The 15,720-nt window shown below is 66.3% G+C and carries 14 protein-coding genes; 6 read left to right on the top strand and 8 right to left on the bottom strand.

Features of this window, described 5'->3' with window-relative positions:
* The first annotated feature begins 20 nt into the window (after window positions 1-20).
* The 4 genes from WHX56_RS29885 to WHX56_RS29870 all read left to right on the top strand — a co-directional run bounded on the left by WHX56_RS29885 (window position 21) and on the right by WHX56_RS29870 (window position 2,816).
* A complete protein-coding gene (locus tag WHX56_RS29885; RefSeq protein ID WP_338879791.1) occupies window positions 21-914 on the top strand; it encodes an NAD(P)-dependent oxidoreductase in 894 nt (297 codons plus the stop codon).
* A 14-nt stretch (window positions 915-928) separates the two neighbouring features.
* Complete coding sequence (locus WHX56_RS29880) at window positions 929-1,336, top strand: cupin domain-containing protein (protein WP_287751869.1); 408 nt, start codon at window positions 929-931, stop codon at window positions 1,334-1,336.
* Window positions 1,333-1,659, top strand: a complete 327-nt coding sequence (locus tag WHX56_RS29875; RefSeq protein ID WP_129243434.1) for an NIPSNAP family protein — start codon at window positions 1,333-1,335, stop codon at window positions 1,657-1,659. Before WHX56_RS29880 ends, WHX56_RS29875 begins: the two co-directional genes overlap by 4 nt.
* Window positions 1,660-1,862: 203 nt before the next feature.
* Window positions 1,863-2,816, top strand: a complete 954-nt coding sequence (locus tag WHX56_RS29870; RefSeq protein WP_287751873.1) for a LysR family transcriptional regulator — start codon at window positions 1,863-1,865, stop codon at window positions 2,814-2,816.
* Between the two features lie 9 nt (window positions 2,817-2,825).
* Here the strand turns inward: WHX56_RS29870 and WHX56_RS29865 are convergent, their stop codons facing one another.
* From WHX56_RS29865 to WHX56_RS29830, 8 genes are all read right to left on the bottom strand, one after another.
* A complete protein-coding gene (locus WHX56_RS29865) occupies window positions 2,826-3,668 on the bottom strand; it encodes an ABC transporter permease (protein WP_338879790.1) in 843 nt (280 codons plus the stop codon).
* Between the two features lie 26 nt (window positions 3,669-3,694).
* A complete protein-coding gene (locus WHX56_RS29860; protein WP_129243443.1) occupies window positions 3,695-4,945 on the bottom strand; it encodes an ABC transporter permease in 1,251 nt (416 codons plus the stop codon).
* A gap of 22 nt (window positions 4,946-4,967) precedes the next feature.
* Complete coding sequence (locus tag WHX56_RS29855) at window positions 4,968-6,005, bottom strand: ABC transporter substrate-binding protein (protein ID WP_338879789.1); 1,038 nt, start codon at window positions 6,003-6,005, stop codon at window positions 4,968-4,970.
* Window positions 6,006-6,035: 30 nt separating this feature from the next.
* Entirely contained in the window at window positions 6,036-7,148 is a 1,113-nt protein-coding gene (locus WHX56_RS29850) for an ABC transporter ATP-binding protein (RefSeq protein ID WP_338879788.1), read from the bottom strand.
* 59 nt (window positions 7,149-7,207) lie between these two features.
* The gene (locus WHX56_RS29845; RefSeq protein ID WP_338879787.1) at window positions 7,208-8,620 is read right to left on the bottom strand and encodes an aldehyde dehydrogenase family protein; all 1,413 of its coding nucleotides are present in this window, start codon (window positions 8,618-8,620) and stop codon (window positions 7,208-7,210) included.
* A 7-nt stretch (window positions 8,621-8,627) separates the two neighbouring features.
* On the bottom strand, window positions 8,628-9,962 hold the full coding sequence (locus WHX56_RS29840) for an aspartate aminotransferase family protein (protein WP_338879786.1): 1,335 nt from the start codon (window positions 9,960-9,962) through the stop codon (window positions 8,628-8,630).
* A 77-nt stretch (window positions 9,963-10,039) separates the two neighbouring features.
* Window positions 10,040-11,020, bottom strand: coding sequence for a tripartite tricarboxylate transporter substrate binding protein (locus WHX56_RS29835; protein ID WP_338879785.1), 981 nt, complete (start codon window positions 11,018-11,020; stop codon window positions 10,040-10,042).
* Between the two features lie 42 nt (window positions 11,021-11,062).
* Window positions 11,063-12,460, bottom strand: a complete 1,398-nt coding sequence (locus WHX56_RS29830) for an amidase family protein (protein WP_338879784.1) — start codon at window positions 12,458-12,460, stop codon at window positions 11,063-11,065.
* Between the two features lie 283 nt (window positions 12,461-12,743).
* Between WHX56_RS29830 and WHX56_RS29825 the strand changes: the two genes are divergently transcribed.
* Together WHX56_RS29825 and WHX56_RS29820 are read left to right on the top strand one after the other, a co-directional pair.
* A complete protein-coding gene (locus WHX56_RS29825; protein ID WP_338879783.1) occupies window positions 12,744-14,390 on the top strand; it encodes a methyl-accepting chemotaxis protein in 1,647 nt (548 codons plus the stop codon).
* A gap of 97 nt (window positions 14,391-14,487) precedes the next feature.
* Window positions 14,488-15,708 (top strand): hypothetical protein, encoded by a 1,221-nt coding sequence (locus WHX56_RS29820; RefSeq protein ID WP_338879782.1) that lies wholly within the window; start codon window positions 14,488-14,490, stop codon window positions 15,706-15,708.
* Window positions 15,709-15,720 lie beyond the last annotated feature (12 nt).

Genomic DNA, 15,720 nt, shown 5'->3' with positions numbered 1-15,720 from the left:
GGGGGCGAAGGAGAACGCAGATGGACAGGAAACGTGCCGGTTTTATCGGCCTGGGCAATATGGGCGGCAGGATGGCGCGGCGGCTCGTCGGCGCGGGCATCGCGGTGCTCGGGTACGACAGCGATCCGGCGCGCGCGGCCGCGGCCGGCGCCCAGGCGGCCGCGACGATCCGCGAGGTCATGGAATACGCCGACGTGGTCCTGCTGTCGCTGCCCGACAGCAAAGTGGTGGAGTCCGTGGTGGAGGGCGCGGGCGGCATTCTGGAGCACTGCCGGGACGGCCAGATCGTGGTCGACCTGAGCACGGCCGCGGCCAGTTCCACGGTGCGCCTGAACGCGCGCTTCGCCGGGCAGGGCGTGCAGTATGTCGACGCCGGCATATCGGGCGGCGCGGCCGCGGCGGAGAAGGGCGCGCTGACGCTGATGGTGGGAGGGGCGCCCGAGGCCATCGAGGCCGTAGGCTGGGTGTTCGCGCCCATCAGCGCCAAGGTCGTGGCCATGGGCGGCAGCGGCGCGGGGCATGCCACCAAGCTGCTCAACAACTTTCTGAACGCGGTCAGCCTGGCGGCCACCGCCGAGGTCATGGTGGCGGGCAAAAAGGCCGGCCTGGACCTGCATCGCCTGCTTGACGTGATCAACAGCAGCAGCGGGGTGAACTTCGCCACGCTCAACCGCTTTCCCTTCATCGTCGATGGCAACTACCTCGAAGGCGGGTTGACCAGCAAGCTGATGAGCAAGGATGTGATGTTGTATGTGGACATGGTGCGCGAGCTGGGCGTGGCCTCGCTGAACGCGGCCGGCCCGGCGGCCTGCTTCGGCCTGGCCGCGACGCTGGGCTACGGCGACCAGATCAGCAATCGCGTGGTGGACGCCATCGGCGACGTGTCGGGCGGCGTCCGCCTGAAAACCGTTTGAACCAAGGAGCTTTCATGCAAGTCTTTCATGGGCGGGACCAGGGCAAGCCTTCCGAGCGGCGCGGCGCGACATTCACCGGGGTGGTCTGGGCCGATCCGGTCATGCCCCCGGCGGACAATGTCGGCATCAACCATGTTTTCTTTTCCCCGGGGGCGCGCACTTTCTGGCACACGCATGAGCACGGGCAGGTCCTGCACGTGACCTCGGGCCGAGGCTGGGTCTGTGTCGAAGGCGAAGCGCCCCAGGAAATCCGCCAGGGCGATGTGGTGTGGATACGGCCTCATGAGCGCCATTGGCATGGCGCCGCCGCCGACACCTTCATGGCGCACCTGGCCATCTCGCTGGGCAAGGCCGATTGGCAGGAAGCGCTGCCCGAGACCGATTACGCTCGCGCGGGAAACTGCGCAACGGAGGCGCAATGATCATCGAAACACGCATCTACCACTGCCTGCCCGGGCGCCTGCCGGCGCTTCACGAGCGATTCCGCGCGACGACGCTGGGCTTTTTCGATAAGCACGGTATCCAGCCCCTGGGGTTCTGGACCACGCTGGCCGGCCCGAGCAATCACGCCCTGACCTATATGCTGCAATGGGAAAGCCTGGCGGAGCGCGAGCGCAAATGGAATGCCTTCCAGGCCGATGCCGAGTGGATCGCCAAGCGCGCCGCCAGCGAGGCGGAGCGGCCCATCGTGGAGCGGATCGAGAATTTCTTCCTCAGCCCGACGGACTACTCGCCCCTGCGGTGACCCGCGGGTCGATGCTGCGCAGGCAGGTTCAGTATTACGCTGCCTCCGTGCGTTCCAGCGGCTTGGTTGCAATCGGCGCGCTTGAGCACGGTATCGCGGGAATACTAGGGAAAACGCTCGGCATCGGCCGCGCGGCTACGACGCAATCCTTCATACAATCAGGTCCTGCCCCGGACCATTGCGTCGCAACCTGTCGAAACCCTATGAATGATCGTCCCGCCGATCCGCCCGTCTCGGCGCCTTCGCGCAGCCTGGCTGCGCGTCTGGACCTGATGACCTTGCGTCTCTTCGTGGGCGTGGTCGAGCACGGCGGTATCGCTCGCGCGGCCCAGGCCGAGTTCATCGCCACTTCGGCCGTCAGCAAACGCATCCACGATCTCGAAGCCATGCTGCGCACGCCCCTGCTGGTGCGCCAGCGCCAAGGCGTGGTGCCCACCGAGGCCGGACAGGCGCTGCTGCGGCATGCGCGCCGCCTGCTGCGGGCCATGGCCGAGATGGAAGACGAACTGGGCAGCTATGCCGAGGGCGAACGCGGCCAGGTCCGGCTCATGGTCAGCGAATCGACGCTGACCGATTTTTTTCCCGGCATCGTCAAGGACTTCTCGGAACAGCACCCCAAGATCTTCATCGATCTGGTCGGGGGACTCAGCCCCAGCATCCAGCGCGCCGTGTTCGAAGAATCTGCCGACATCGGCGTACTGCTGGGGACGGTGACCGAACCCGGCCTGCAGGTCTTCCCTTGCCGCTACCGCGATCTGCTGGTGCTGGTGGTCAACCCCCAGCATCCGCTGACCGAAGCCGGCAGCGTGCGCCTGTCGCAACTGGCCGGGCACGCCGTGATCGAACAGGAACCCAATAGCTTCGTGCAGCAATTGCTGCGCACCGAGGCCGCCAAGATCGGCGTGCCGTTGCAGGCCCGCATCCGCGTGGCCGGCTTCGAGGCCGTCTGCAACATGGCCGCCGAAGGCCTGGGCGTGGGCGTGGTGCCGCTGGGCTTCGCGCGGCGCATGGCCGCGCGCCAGCCCCTGTCCATCGTGGAACTGGATGAACCCTGGGCGCACCGCGAGTACAAGGTCTGCATCAAGCAGAAAGACCAGCAGCCCAAGGCGGTCGAGCTGCTGGTGTCCTACCTGGCGCGCGGCGAGCCGCGCGCCTGACGCCGGGCCTCAGGCCTGGTGGCCCTCCAGGCCGCTGGCGTTCATGCGCCTGGCGCGGTGCTTGAGATACTCTACCGCCGAAAGCAATAGGATGGACAGGATCACCAGTATCGTGGCCGCCGCCGCGATGGTCGGGTTGATCTCCTCGCGCACCCCGTTGAACATTTGCAGCGGGATGGTGCGTTGCCTGGGGCCGGCGAGGAAAATCGCCATGACGATATCGTCGAAAGACACGGCGAAAGCGAACAGGCCGCCCGATATCACGCCAGGCGCGATGAGCGGCAACATGATGCGCCGAAAGGCCAGCACGGGCGGAGCGCCGGAGCTGGCCGCCGCCCGCATCAGGTTCATGTCGAAGCCTTCGAGCGTGGCGGCTACGGTTATTACCACGAAGGGGACGGCCAACACCGTGTGCGACAGCACCAGCCCCGGCAGGCTGTTGTTCAGCCCGATGGGCGCATAGAGGAAATACAACCCGGTCGCGCTGATGATCACCGGCACGATCACGGGCGAGGTGATGAACATCTGCATGGCCATCTTGAGCTTGCCGGGCAGGCGCTGCATGCCGATGGCCGCCATCGTCCCCAGGGCCGTGGCCAGCGCCGTGGTGGCGACCGCGATCAGGAAGCTGTTGCGTATCGCCGTCATCCAGTTTTCCGAGGCGAACAACTGCCGGTACCAACGCAGGGATATCCCCTCCAGCGGGAAAGTCAGGAAAGACCCGCCATTGAAGGAAAGCGGAATGATGACCAGCACCGGCAGGATGAGAAACAGCAGGATGGCGGCGCAGGCCGCCCGCAAACCCAGCCGGCAGCTTCTATCCAGGGGGCTGGCGCTCTGGAACGTATCCATGTGAAATCTCCAATACGCGCGCCGCGTCAGCGCGCGGCGCGCTGGCGGGTTTTCGTCCAGGCCAGCGCGGCCAGCACGACGCAGGTGATGAGCAGCAACAGGCCGCCCAACGCCGCACCCATGGACCAATTGGCCGTCTCGGTAATGAAGTGCGCGATAAAGTAGCCGATCATCTGGTCGCCCGCTCCGCCGATCAGTGCCGGTGTGATGTAAAAGCCGATCGCCGTCACGAAGACCAGCAGACAGCCGCTGGCCACGCCCGGCAGGGTCTGCGGGAAGTACACCCGCCAGAATGCCGTCAGCGGGCTCGCGCCCAGAGAAATGGCGGCGCGCACGGTGTGCTTGCGTATCCCCGTCATCAGGCTATAGATGGGCAGAATCATGAAGGGCAGCAAGACGTGCACCAGGGCGATGTAAGTACCGGTACGGTTAAAGACCAGCGTCAGCGGATGGTCGATGAGGCCCAGCCATTGCAATAGCTGGTTCACCACGCCGTCGCGCTGCAGAAGCACCACCCAGGCGGAGGTGCGCACCAGCAGCGCGGTCCAGAAGGGAATCAGCACCGCCAGCATCATCACGCTGGCCACGCGCGGCCTGGCGGTGGCCAGCAGGTAGGCCACCGGATAGCCCAGCACCAGGCAACACAGTGTGACCACCAGGCTGATGCCGAAGGTCCGCTGGAACACCGTCAGGAAAACCGCCTCGTCCTTCGGCACCCGCTCGATGGCGCCGTCTCCCGCGCGATGCAGGTCCATGGCGCCCAGCAGGTACATCGCCGACAGCGGCCCGCTGGCGCGCTGGATGGCCTGCCATACCTCCGGACCGCGCCACTGTTCCGAAATGCCGGCCAAGGCCTGCGTGGCGTTCCCCGGCGGGGCCTGGGCGAGGCGCCGGGCGGTGGTCATGACCAGGCTGCGATAACCGCTGGTATCCTGGTTCAGGCGGTTGGCGATCGCGTTCAGGGCCGGCGTGCCCCGGGCTGCCCGCAAATCGTCTATCCACGCGCGGGCGGCCGCCTCGGGCACGGGCGTGTCCGCCTCCCAATGCGCCAGCGCCGCCACCACGCCGGGCGCGGCGCGGGCGAACTCGCGGTCGTCGACGCTCATCTTCAGGATCAGGAAGATGGGCAGCACGAAGTTCACCAACAAGAACAACAGGAGCGGCGCGGCCAGCCCGAAGGCCAGCCAGTGGCGGCGGCGTTCGGCGCGGCGCAGGCCCTGGCGCAGGGCCCGCTCCTCGTCGCCCGGCGCGGCCCGCAAGACGGCGGCGGTTTGCATGATGTTCCCCTCGGGCTCCGTCTTACTGCGAGGCCCAGGCATTGAAGCGCTGCGTCAGCTTTTCGATGTTCTCCACCCAGAACTCCGCCTCCAGCGCGACGGCCTGCGACTGGTTCGCGGGATTGGTGGGCAGGTCCTTCAGGACTTCGGCATCGACCAGGGTGTTGGCGCGGATATTGGTGATGCCCTGGTTGCCCAGCGCGGGATAGGCTTTCTGGATATCGGCCGACGTGGCGTAGGCGAGGTAGCGGGTCGCCTCTTCCTGGTGCTTGCTGCCCTTGAGCACGACGTAGTAGTCGATGGCGTAGATGCTGCCCGGCCAGACGACCTTGAAATTGGTGTGTTCCGCGCGATTGGCGGAAATGGCGCGGCTGACGTAGATGGCGCCCATGGAGACATCGCCCGCCGCGATCAGTTGCGGCCCTTGCGCCCCGGCGCTCCACCAGACGATGCTGGACTTGATTTCATCCAGCTTGCGGAAGGCGCGGTCCACGCCCTGGGGGGTCGCGAGCACCTTGTAGACCTCGTCGCGCGCCACGCCGTCGGCCAGCAGGGCGAACTCCAGCGTGTACTTCGGCCCTTTGCGCATGGCGCGCTTGCCCGGGAATTTCTTCAGGTCCCAGAAGTCCGTCCAACTGCGCGGGCCTTCCTTCAGGCGGTTGCCGTCATAGGCCAGGCCGGTGGTCCACACAACCGCTCCCACGCCGCAATCGGTGGCCGCGCCCGCGATGTAGTCCTCGCGCTTGCCGATCCGGGCCCAGTCCAGCGGTTCGAACAGGCCTTCGTCGCAGCCAAGCACCATTTCGTCGGCCTCGACCTGGACCACGTCCCAGTTGGCGTTGCCGCCCTGCACCTTGGTGCGCAGGATGCCCAGTCCGCCCGACCAGGAGTCCTCGGTGATCTTGATGCCGGTCTTGGCCGAGAAGGGTTCGTAGAAGACCTTTTTCTGCGCGGCCTGCGAGCTTCCGCCCCAGGCCGTGATGTTCAGCTCCTGCGCCTGGGCCTGCGCGCCCAGTGCCAGCGAGGCCGCCAGTATTGCGATGTACTTTCCTGCTTTCATTTTTTTCCCCTTTTGTGTTGGTGTGATACGTCAGGATGCCCGCGTCGCGGGAAAGGCAAAACAATCGTCGGATTTCCAGCCCACCCGCAGCACGTCGCCGGGGCGCGCCTGGCCCAGCGGCCTGGCGTCGGGCACCTTGCACATCATCGTGCCGCCGCCGGCCAGCCGGAACACGGCGCGCAGATGGTCGCCGTGGTACATGTACTGCTCGAGTTTCACGTCCAGCACGTTGTCGCAGGCGCCGGGCTGCGGCATGAGGCTGACCTTCTCCGGCCGCACCGACAGGATGCTGGGCCTGCCCGCCGGGAACTCTCCGGCATGGCGCGCGCGCAATGTGGCGCCGCAGGCGCTGCGGTGCGCCGAGAGGCCGGCGGCGGCCTCCAGCACCGTGCCTTCTATCAGGTTGTTCTCGCCGATGAAGCTGGCTACGAAGGCGCTGGCGGGCCGCTCATAGAGATCGGCGGGCGAGGCCAACTGCTGGATACGGCCCTCGTCGAACACGGCGATCCGGTCCGACATGGTCAAGGCCTCGGACTGGTCGTGGGTGACGTAGATGATGGTCACCCCCAGTTCCGCGTGGATCCGCTTGATCTCGTACTGCAATTTCTCGCGCAGATACTTGTCCAGGGCTCCCAGAGGCTCGTCCATGAGCACCAGGACCGGGTCGAAGATCAGGGCCCGCGCCAGCGCCACGCGCTGTTGCTGGCCGCCGGACAACTGCGCCGGCCGGCGTTCGGCGAAGGCGCCCAGGCGCACCATGTCCAGGGCGCGATCCACCTTGTTCTTGATATCGCTTCGGGGGTACTTGCGCACGGTCAGCGGGAAAGCCAGGTTCTCGGCCACGTTCATGTGGGGGAACAAGGCATAGTTCTGGAATACGACGCCGATATTGCGCTTGTGGGGCGCCGCGTGCGTGACCGGCTTGTCGGCTATCAGGATGTCGCCCGAGGTGGGCGTCTCGAAGCCGGCCAGCATCATCAGGGAGGTGGTCTTGCCCGATCCCGAAGGCCCCAGGAAAGTGAGGAACTCATTTTTTCTTACGGCCAGGTCCAGGTCCCTGACCGAATAGCTCCGGCCATCGTAGGTCTTGGACACGCCGCGAAATTCAACATGGCTGACGCCGCGCGCTGCTTCGGACAACATGTGTGCTCCTTGCAAAGAAGGCGGGCGCCGCCCGGACGCCCGCCCACACCGCGCCGCGATCAGAAAGCGATCGTCACCAGGCGCTCTTCCATCATCTCGCGCACCGCGTACCGCGGGCCTTCGCGGCCAAAGCCGCTGTCCTTCACGCCGCCAAACGGCATGACGTCCACGCGCGAACTGGAAGTTTCGTTGATATGGACACCACCGAACTGCAGATTCACCCCGGCCTGCATCGCCACCGAGAGATCCCGCGTGAACAGGCCGGCGGCCAGGCCGTACGGCGTATCGTTGGCCCGCTCATAGGCCTGCTCGACGGTATCGACGGGAATGGCCACGATAATCGGCGCGAACACTTCTTCGCACACCACCCGCGCGTCCGGCGGCGCATCGGCCAGGATGGTCGGGGCGAACACCGCGCGCTCGCGCTTGCCGCCCACCAGCACGCGGGCGCCTCCCCGCACGGCCTCGGCCAGCCATTGCTCGGCGCGTTCCGCCTGCTGCACGGTGATCATGGGGCCCACCACTGTCTCCGGCTGGCGCGGATCTCCGTAGGGTACCTTGCGCGTGGCCTCGACGAGCTTTTCCAGGAAGGCTTCGTAGATGGGCCGCTGGATCAGCACGCGCTGCACCGAGGTGCAGACCTGGCCGGCCTTGCGAAAGCCCGCGGCCACGATCTTGCCCACCGCCAGCGCTTGATCCGCGTCGGCCAGCACGATGGTGCTGGCGATACTGCCCAGCTCAAGTTGCGTCCCGCGCAAGCCGGCGGCCTGCTGGATCTCGCGGCCCACCCGCGTGCTGCCCGTGAAGGTATAGAACTGGATGCGGTTGTCGTCCAGAAGAGCGCGCCCGATGGCCGCGCCCGGGCCGTGCAGCAGGCTGATGCACTCCGGCGGCAAGCCCGCGTCGATCAGGATCTGGCACAAGGCCACTGCGCTCAGCGGCGTCAGCTCCGAGGGCTTGAGCACCACCACGTTGCCGCCGGCCAGAGCCGGCGCCACCTTGTGGGCCACCACGTTCAAGGGGGAGTTGTAGGGTGTGATCGCGCAGACCACCCCGCGCGGCACGAGCACGGTATAGCCCATGCGGTTCTTCAGCCCCGGCGTGGCTTCCATCGGCACGATGTCGCCCACCAGGCGGCGCGCTTCCTCGGCCGAGAGCTGCAAGGTCTGCACGCAGCGGCGCACCTCGTTCTCGCCGTCGCCGCGCGGGAAACCTGTCTCGGACACCAGGGTGTCCAGCAGTTTTTCCTTGCGCGCCTGCATCAGGTCGGCCGCGCGCATCAGGATGCGGTAGCGTTCGTCGGGCGACAGGCGGATGCGGCGGGCGGCCTGCGCCGCCGCGCCCACGGCTTCGTCCACTTGCCGCGCCGAGGCGACCCCCATCTCGCCATAGGGCTGGCCGCTATAGCAATCGGTCAGGACTTCGGAATGGTCGCCGGCCACCCATCGGCCGGCTATCAACAGCTTCGACATCGTGCCCTCACACGCGGCCCAGAGCCGCAAAGGTTTCGTCAAAAATACGCAGCGCGTGGTCTATCTGTTCACGGGTGATCACCAGGGGCGGCGTGATACGCAGCGTTGAAGCGTAGGTGCCCGTGGTCGAGATCAGCAGTTTCCGTTCGCGCAAGGCCGCATGCATGGCCTTGACGAGTTCAGGATAGGGCTCGCGGGTTTCACGGTTCTTCACCAGTTCCACGCCTATCATCAGGCCGATTCCGCGCACGTCGCCGATGACTTCGTACTTGCCGGCCAGGCGCTTGAATCCCTCGAGGAAGTATTCGCCGCAGACGCGCGCGTTGTCCGCCAGCCTTTCCTCTTCGAGGATGTCCAGCACCGCGTGCCCGGCCGCCATCCCGATCTGGTTGTTCGAGCCGAAGGTCGTGAAATGATCGCCTTCCTCGAACGCCGTGCCCAGGGTCTCGGTCGCCATGAAGCCGCCGATGGGCACCCCCCCGCCAATGGCCTTGGCGAAAGTCACGATATCGGGCTGCACGTCCCAGTGTTGATAGCCAAAGGTCTTGCCCGTGCGGCCCCAGCCGGCGAACACCTCGTCGATGACGAGCGTGATGCCGTGCTTGCGGCAGATGTCCTGCACGCGCGGCCAGTAGTGTTTGGGCGGCGTGAGAACGCCGCCGACGCAAAGAATGGACTCCGAGATCAGCACGGCCGGCGCGGACTGCATGCGGACCTTGATCGCATCCTCGATCGCGTCGGCGCACTTCAGGCCGCAACCGCCGTCGTTGTTCTTGTTGTGCGAAGAATAAGGGCAGCGATAGCAATAGGGCGCGCTCACATGCACGACCCCCGGCAGGGCGGCATAGGGGCCAAAGCCCTTCTTGCGCGCCGCGTTGCCCGTCAGGCTCAATGCCAGCGAGGTGCGGCCATGGAAGCTATGCTCCATGGCGAGCACGCCGTAGCCTTTCTTGCCGGTGTTGGTCGCGTGCTTGAAAGCCAGCTTGATCGCGCCGTCGTTCGACTCCGCGCCGCTATTGGTGAAGAACACCCGCGACAGGCGGCCATCGCTTTCGCGGGTGATGCGCGCGGCCAGTTCCGAGGTCACGCGGCTGTGATTGCGCCCGGGGCCTTGCAGCAGCCGCGTGGCCTGGTCCTGGATGGCCTTGACCACCTTGGGATGGCAATGGCCCACGGAATTCACGCCAGGGCCGGCTTCCAGATCGAGGTAGGTGTTGCCAGCCTCGTCCACGACCTCGCAAGCGGCGCCGCTCACGATGACCGGCTCGACCAGGCTGGAGCCCGGAATCAGATGCGTATCCAGCGCGGCGCCCGAAGATCCGCTCGATGTGTGTTGTGCCATGATGAATGAGTGAAAACAGACAAGCAGGAGCGGAACAGCCGCTCCACCGGGCGGCGCGCGCCGCCATGGAAAGTCGATCAGTTGATGTCCAGGTTGGCGCTCTTCACGGCCTCGCCCCAGCGCTTGAAGTCCTGCGCGTAGCGTTCTTCGGCCTGCGCCGCGGTCTGCGGCTCGAAGAGTTCGATGCCGGCGGTCCTGGATTTCTCGGCCAGTGCCGGGTTGTTGAGCAAAGGCATGACCGCGGCATTCATCTTCTGCACGATGGCATCCGGCGTGCCCGCGGGGAAAGCGAACATCGTCCAGGTGCCCACCTCGAAACCCGGATAGGTCGCGGCGATCGTCGGCGCCTCGGGCGTTTCCTTGTACGACTCGGCGCCGCCGGTCGCCAGCACGCGCAGTTTTCCGTCGCGAATCAGCGGCAGGAGCGGCGCGGGGCTGTCGAACATCAGTTGCACGCGTCCGCCGATCAAGTCCGTCAGCGCCGGACCGGAACCCTTGTAGGGCACATGCGAATAGTGCGTGTCCGTGCGGCTCTTGAACAACTCCATCGCCAGATGATTCGTCGTCCCGTTGCCGATGGAGGCGTAATTCAGCGGCGTTTTCGGATCCCGCCCCGCTTCGACGACGTCGGCCAGGGTCTTGTACGGAGAGTCGGCCGCCACCACCAGCAAGAGCGGCGCGCGGCCCACCATGGCCACCGGCGCGAAATCGCTCAGGGGCTTGGATTTCAGTTCTTTGTAGATATGCGGCCCGATCGCGAAAGGGCCGGTCGAGGTAAAGAGCACCGTCTCGCCCTCCTTGCCCGAGCGCGCGGCCAGATCGATGGCGATCGTGCCGCCCGCGCCGGGACGGTTTTCCACCACGAAGGGCTGGCCCGTCGCCTTCTCCAGGTCGCTGGCCATCAGGCGCGCGCTGATGTCGGTCGAATTCCCCGGAGGAAAGCCCACCAGGATGCGGACCGGCTTGGTCGGCCATGGCGTCGCGTCGGCGGCCATCGCACAGAAACTCGCGCTCGCGACGGCGAACGCCAGGGCCCAGCGGCCCAAGGCTTGAGACATTTCTTTCCCCTGATATTGTGTTTACAGAAAAACCAACAATGGCTAGAACGCCGGATCCACCACGCGTGGCTTGAAACCGTCGGCCTCGATATCGGCGGCCGCGTCCAGGCACAGGTCCTCCCGGAATCGCCCCGCGACCACCTGTACGCCCACTGGCACGCCGTCCTCCACGCCCGTGGCCACGGACACCCCGGGCACTCCCACGAACGCCGTTCCCATCAGCGGGACTTGCGCTTCCCAGACGCGCCGGTACGCCGCCTCGTCCCCCATGTCCAGTTCATCGGGAAAAGGCAGTTCGCCGGACACGGGCATCAGCAGCACCGGGTAGTCCTCGAAGAAAAGCTGCCACTCGCGTAACATCGTCATGCGGCGCGTCCGCGCGTCCGAGAACGTGGCGGCGTCCATGCCGGCGACTTGCTTGCGCTGCCCCGCCAAGGCCGCCAGCGCGCCCGGATCCTCTTCTTTCAGCGCCTTGGCCCAACGGCTGTCGAAGCCGTCGCCCATCCATAGATACACATGCTCGATAGCGGCCTCGCGCAACGGCGGCACGTCGTCCACGCGGCTTACCCGCCAGCCGCGATCGCGCAGACGCTGCGCGGCTTCTTCCAGTGCGCGCACCACGCACGGGTCCGTATCCATTCCCGCCGGATGCGTGCACAAGGCCGCAAGGCGAGGCGTCGCCGGTCCGCGCAAAGGCGCCGGCACCCACACCGGATCGCGCGCGTCGCCCTGAGCCATCACCTCCAGCGCCAGCCGAAGATCGGCCACGCTGCGGGCGATGGGGCCGGACACCGACATGAACTGCTGTCCGATGCCGCGCACCGGTGAACTCGCATTGAAATAGCTGATCCGGCCCGGGGTCGGGCGCAGGCCGTGCACGCCACAGGCATAGGCCGGATAGCGCACCGAGCCGGCGATGTCGGTCCCGTGGCCGATGGCGCCCAGGCCCGCCGCGACCGCGGCGCTGGCGCCGCCCGAGGAGCCGCCAGGCGTCAAGCCCGCGCGATGCGGATTGCGCGTTGAACCGTACAGGCGATTGCTCGTGAACCAGCGCAGTGAAAACGACGGCGTGTTCGTCCGGCCCAGGGGCACGGCCCCCGCCGCCTTGAAATGCGACACCAGCGGGTTGTCTTCCGTGGCTATCTGATCGCGCTGCAAGCGCAATCCGTTCGTGGTCGCGAAGCCGGCCTCGTCCGCCACGACCTTGATCGTCACCGGCACGCCGGCCAGCACACCCGCGCCGCGTCCCGCGGCCCGCGCGGTGTCCACCGCGCGCGCCGCGGCCAATACCCGCTCGGCTTGAAAATCCACGATCGCATTCAGCGCCGGGTTCACCGATTCCAATCGCGCCAGGGCGCTGCGAGCGACCTCTTCGGCGCTGAAATCTCCCGATCGCACGCCCGCGGCGATCTCCGTGGCGCCAAGCTCCCAATGATTCATCACACGTTCCATCTGCCGGCCGGTCCCGAGAACCGCGCCGAATTCCTGGCGGCGCCCCTTGCGCCAACCGTACGGGCATCTTACGTACCGACCCGCCCGGGCCAAAAGCCGTCAGTGGAGAAGCTGGGTTATCGAAAAGAGAAAGGACCGCGGCCATTTCGTGACAAAGACGCCACATCCGTGGAAACCCTATGGACAATGCGGCGTTATCAGATATTTCATATGCAGACAAAATGCAATCTTCGAATTGCATCCGGCTCCCCACTGAAGAGAGGCATGCGCCATGCGAGTGAATCTCCCGATTACCGACCATGAGTTCGTACTGCATGACGATCAATATCTGATCTCGAAGACAGATTTAAAGGGACGTATCACGTACTGCAACCCCGCATTCGTGGAAATCAGCGGTTTCACGCGGGAGGAGTTGCTGGGGAAAGCCCACAATATCGTCCGCCATCCGGATATGCCGCCCGCGGTGTTCGAGGATATGTGGGACACCCTGAAAGCGGGCAGGCCGTGGCTGGCGGTGGTGAAGAACAGGCACAAGTCCGGCGGTTTCTATTGGGTGCTGGCGAACGCGATGCCGGTCATAGAGGCCGGCGAGGTCACGGGCTACGCCTCGGTGCGCATCAAGGCTTCGCGCCAGCAAATAGAAGATGCGGAGCATTTTTACGCCCAGGTGGCCGCCGGGCAGCTCGGCGGCTATGCGCTGCAGGCCGGCCAGCGAACCGCTGTCGGCTGGAGGAAGTGGCTGCGCGCCGCGGCCTATCCGCTGCGCAGCGGCATCGTGCCCGCCACGCTGCGCGGCACCGCGCTGCTGTGCGCGCTGGCGGCGATACCCACCCATCTCCTGCTTTCCGCCCGCGAAGACGTTTCGCGTCCGGCCTGGTGGGCCGTGTACGGGGGCTGTGCGCTGGCGGCCATGCTGGCCTCGGCGATGCGGGCCGGGCGTTTCGTCAAGCAATTGAAAACAGCCGAGGAAGTGGCGAGGCAGATCGCCGCGGGGAATCTCGTCAATGAAATCGATACGGATATCAAAGGGGAAGCGCGCAATCTGTATTTCTACCTGGATATCATGCGCAAGAGCCTGACAGGCATTTCCACCGAGGTCGCCTCCCAAACGACCCGCCATGCCGGCACCATCGCCAAACTGCACGCGGACAGCAGCGACTTGGCAAGCCACACCAGCGACCAACGCGATTCGCTGCAGGACACCGCCGCCAGCGTGGCGCAACTGGCCGCTACCGTCGCGCGCAATACGGAGAGCGCGGCGTCCGCCTCGGCGCTGGCCAAGGAAAGCCAGACTGCCGCGACGCAGGGCGGCGAGACGGTCGGCCAGATGGTCTCGACGATGCAGGCGATCAATGAAGGGTCCAGGAAGATAGCGGAGATCGTCTCCGTCATCGAAGGCATCGCCTTTCAGACCAATATCCTTGCGCTCAACGCCGCGGTCGAGGCCGCGAGGGCCGGCGATCAGGGCAAGGGATTTGCCGTCGTCGCGGGGGAAGTGCGCAGCCTGGCCCAGCGCACGACGCAGGCCGCCAAGGAGATCAAGACGCTGATCGACACGTCGGTGACCCAGATGTCCGTGGGGTCGAGCCAGGCCAGCACCGCGGGGACCGCCATGCAAGAAATCATCCAGTCCGTCGATCGGGTCAGCCAGTTCATGGCCGAGATCGCCCATGCTTCGGGCGAGCAGGCGGCCGGGGTCGACACCATCAGCACGGCGGTCGCCAAAATGGAGAACCTGGTGCACAAGAACGCCTCGCTGGTGGAGGAACTGGCCGGCGTTGCCCAGCATCTTGGCGCCGAGTCTAGCTCCATGGTCGACACTATCGGCGTGTTCCATACGCAGGCAGGCAAGGAACGGGCCGTCATGCCTGCGCAAAAGGCACCGCCGCTGCGCCTGGCGGCGGCGCATTCAGCGTAGCGGGGCTGCGCGCGCGGCGGCATGCTTCAATGGCGTTTTCGCGGAAGCTCGTCGCGCGGTGCGCGAGCGCGAGTGCCGCTGCGCAAGGAAACGTAGAGTGAAGAAGACCAGGGATTATTGGTTTGGCATAGCCATTTCCTTCCTGTTGGCGGGCCTGCTGGCCTTCCTGGGCGTCGCGGCCGTGACCAGCAAGGGCCTGGGCTGGGGCGCGGCGGCGCTGGCGGCCTACGCGGTCATGTTCGGCGGACCGCTGGCCATCTTGCTGGCGGTGACCTGGATCGTGTACCTGGCGCGGGACCGCAGGAACGTGCCGGGGCACGTCCATGCGCTGATGTTCGTCCCCACGCTCCTGGCCGCGCTGATCGTTCCGGTCAGCGAATCCATCCGGAAGAGCCAGTGGGACAGTTTTCGCGAGTCGCACCCCGCGATCGCCGAGACGCACGTCAACCTGAGCGGCCGCACGATCTGGCTGGATACCCGCGAGGCTTCCGCGGCTTCCGGCGCGTCTCCCTACATGGAGCCCGCGTCGGCCGACAATCGCAATTTCTCCAGGTTCCGCCGCTATCCGGGGCCGGACGCCTTGGCCAAGGGCGTGTTTCCCTATGACGGCGCGCGCCTGAAGGAAGCGGCCGCGCGCTATGTCTACCTGGACCAGGCGGGCGCGCCCGGCGCTTCCCTGCCGCTGCGCCGCCTGCCGTATCCCGATCTGGGGAAACTGCCCTCCGCGTATGCCTACGGCGAGGCCGGGCTGCTGGTGTACCAGTATTTCCATTACGCCGACCGCGTCGAAGTGGCGCCGGGCATCGCCCGCTTTTCGCTGATGACCGAGCAGGCGATGGAATCGGCCCGCATTCCCGGGCTGGCGATTTTCGGCATGGCCAACTACACGCCCGAGACGATGGCCAGGGTGGAGATCAACGGCCAGGCATACGATATGGGCGGGGATGCCGCGGGCAGCCTGTTGGGGCATCCCTGCCATCTGTCCCATGGCGGCAGTCCGGTGCTGCTCGACCTGGACCAGCCGGTGCGCATACGCTGGCAGGCCGTGGAAGAGCCGGGAGCCTGGCGCGAAGCGGCGATGGCCGTGCCCGCCTTCGGCAAGGCCGGCAAGGCCGGCTCCGGCGCGGGCTTGGTGCGTGTGCGCCTGTACTTCCTGCCCGATGGAACGGTGGCTGCCGAGCGCTACCAGGAGATCCGTTCACGCAGGGACGAACTCGCGATCCGCGCCACGGGGCTGCCGCCTTCCGCGCGGCCCCATGTGTCCTGCGGGGCCTATGCCGGCTACAACCCGCAGACCGTGCGGTTGTTGGGCGACTGAAGACCGGATTGC

The organism is Achromobacter veterisilvae (genome assembly GCF_037619525.1).
In the GTDB taxonomy this organism is placed as follows: Bacteria; Pseudomonadota; Gammaproteobacteria; order Burkholderiales; family Burkholderiaceae_B; genus Achromobacter; species Achromobacter veterisilvae.
Note: the sequence above shows the minus strand (reverse complement) of the source record. Positions and strands in the feature narration are given on the sequence as shown.

Excerpts from the sequence above, each read along its gene's own strand:
- WHX56_RS29850 (WP_338879788.1), bottom strand. The coding sequence starts at position 7,148 with ATGTTGTCCGAAGCAGCGCGCGGCGTCAGCCATGTTGAATTTCGCGGC.
- WHX56_RS29825 (WP_338879783.1), top strand. The coding sequence starts at position 12,744 with ATGCGAGTGAATCTCCCGATTACCGACCATGAGTTCGTACTGCATGAC.
- WHX56_RS29885 (WP_338879791.1), top strand. The coding sequence starts at position 21 with ATGGACAGGAAACGTGCCGGTTTTATCGGCCTGGGCAATATGGGCGGC.
- WHX56_RS29830 (WP_338879784.1), bottom strand. The coding sequence starts at position 12,460 with ATGAATCATTGGGAGCTTGGCGCCACGGAGATCGCCGCGGGCGTGCGA.
- WHX56_RS29840 (WP_338879786.1), bottom strand. The coding sequence starts at position 9,962 with ATGGCACAACACACATCGAGCGGATCTTCGGGCGCCGCGCTGGATACG.
- WHX56_RS29860 (WP_129243443.1), bottom strand. The coding sequence starts at position 4,945 with ATGCAAACCGCCGCCGTCTTGCGGGCCGCGCCGGGCGACGAGGAGCGG.
- WHX56_RS29875 (WP_129243434.1), top strand. The coding sequence starts at position 1,333 with ATGATCATCGAAACACGCATCTACCACTGCCTGCCCGGGCGCCTGCCG.
- WHX56_RS29845 (WP_338879787.1), bottom strand. The coding sequence starts at position 8,620 with ATGTCGAAGCTGTTGATAGCCGGCCGATGGGTGGCCGGCGACCATTCC.
- WHX56_RS29880 (WP_287751869.1), top strand. The coding sequence starts at position 929 with ATGCAAGTCTTTCATGGGCGGGACCAGGGCAAGCCTTCCGAGCGGCGC.
- WHX56_RS29865 (WP_338879790.1), bottom strand. The coding sequence starts at position 3,668 with ATGGATACGTTCCAGAGCGCCAGCCCCCTGGATAGAAGCTGCCGGCTG.
- WHX56_RS29870 (WP_287751873.1), top strand. The coding sequence starts at position 1,863 with ATGAATGATCGTCCCGCCGATCCGCCCGTCTCGGCGCCTTCGCGCAGC.
- WHX56_RS29835 (WP_338879785.1), bottom strand. The coding sequence starts at position 11,020 with ATGTCTCAAGCCTTGGGCCGCTGGGCCCTGGCGTTCGCCGTCGCGAGC.
- WHX56_RS29855 (WP_338879789.1), bottom strand. The coding sequence starts at position 6,005 with ATGAAAGCAGGAAAGTACATCGCAATACTGGCGGCCTCGCTGGCACTG.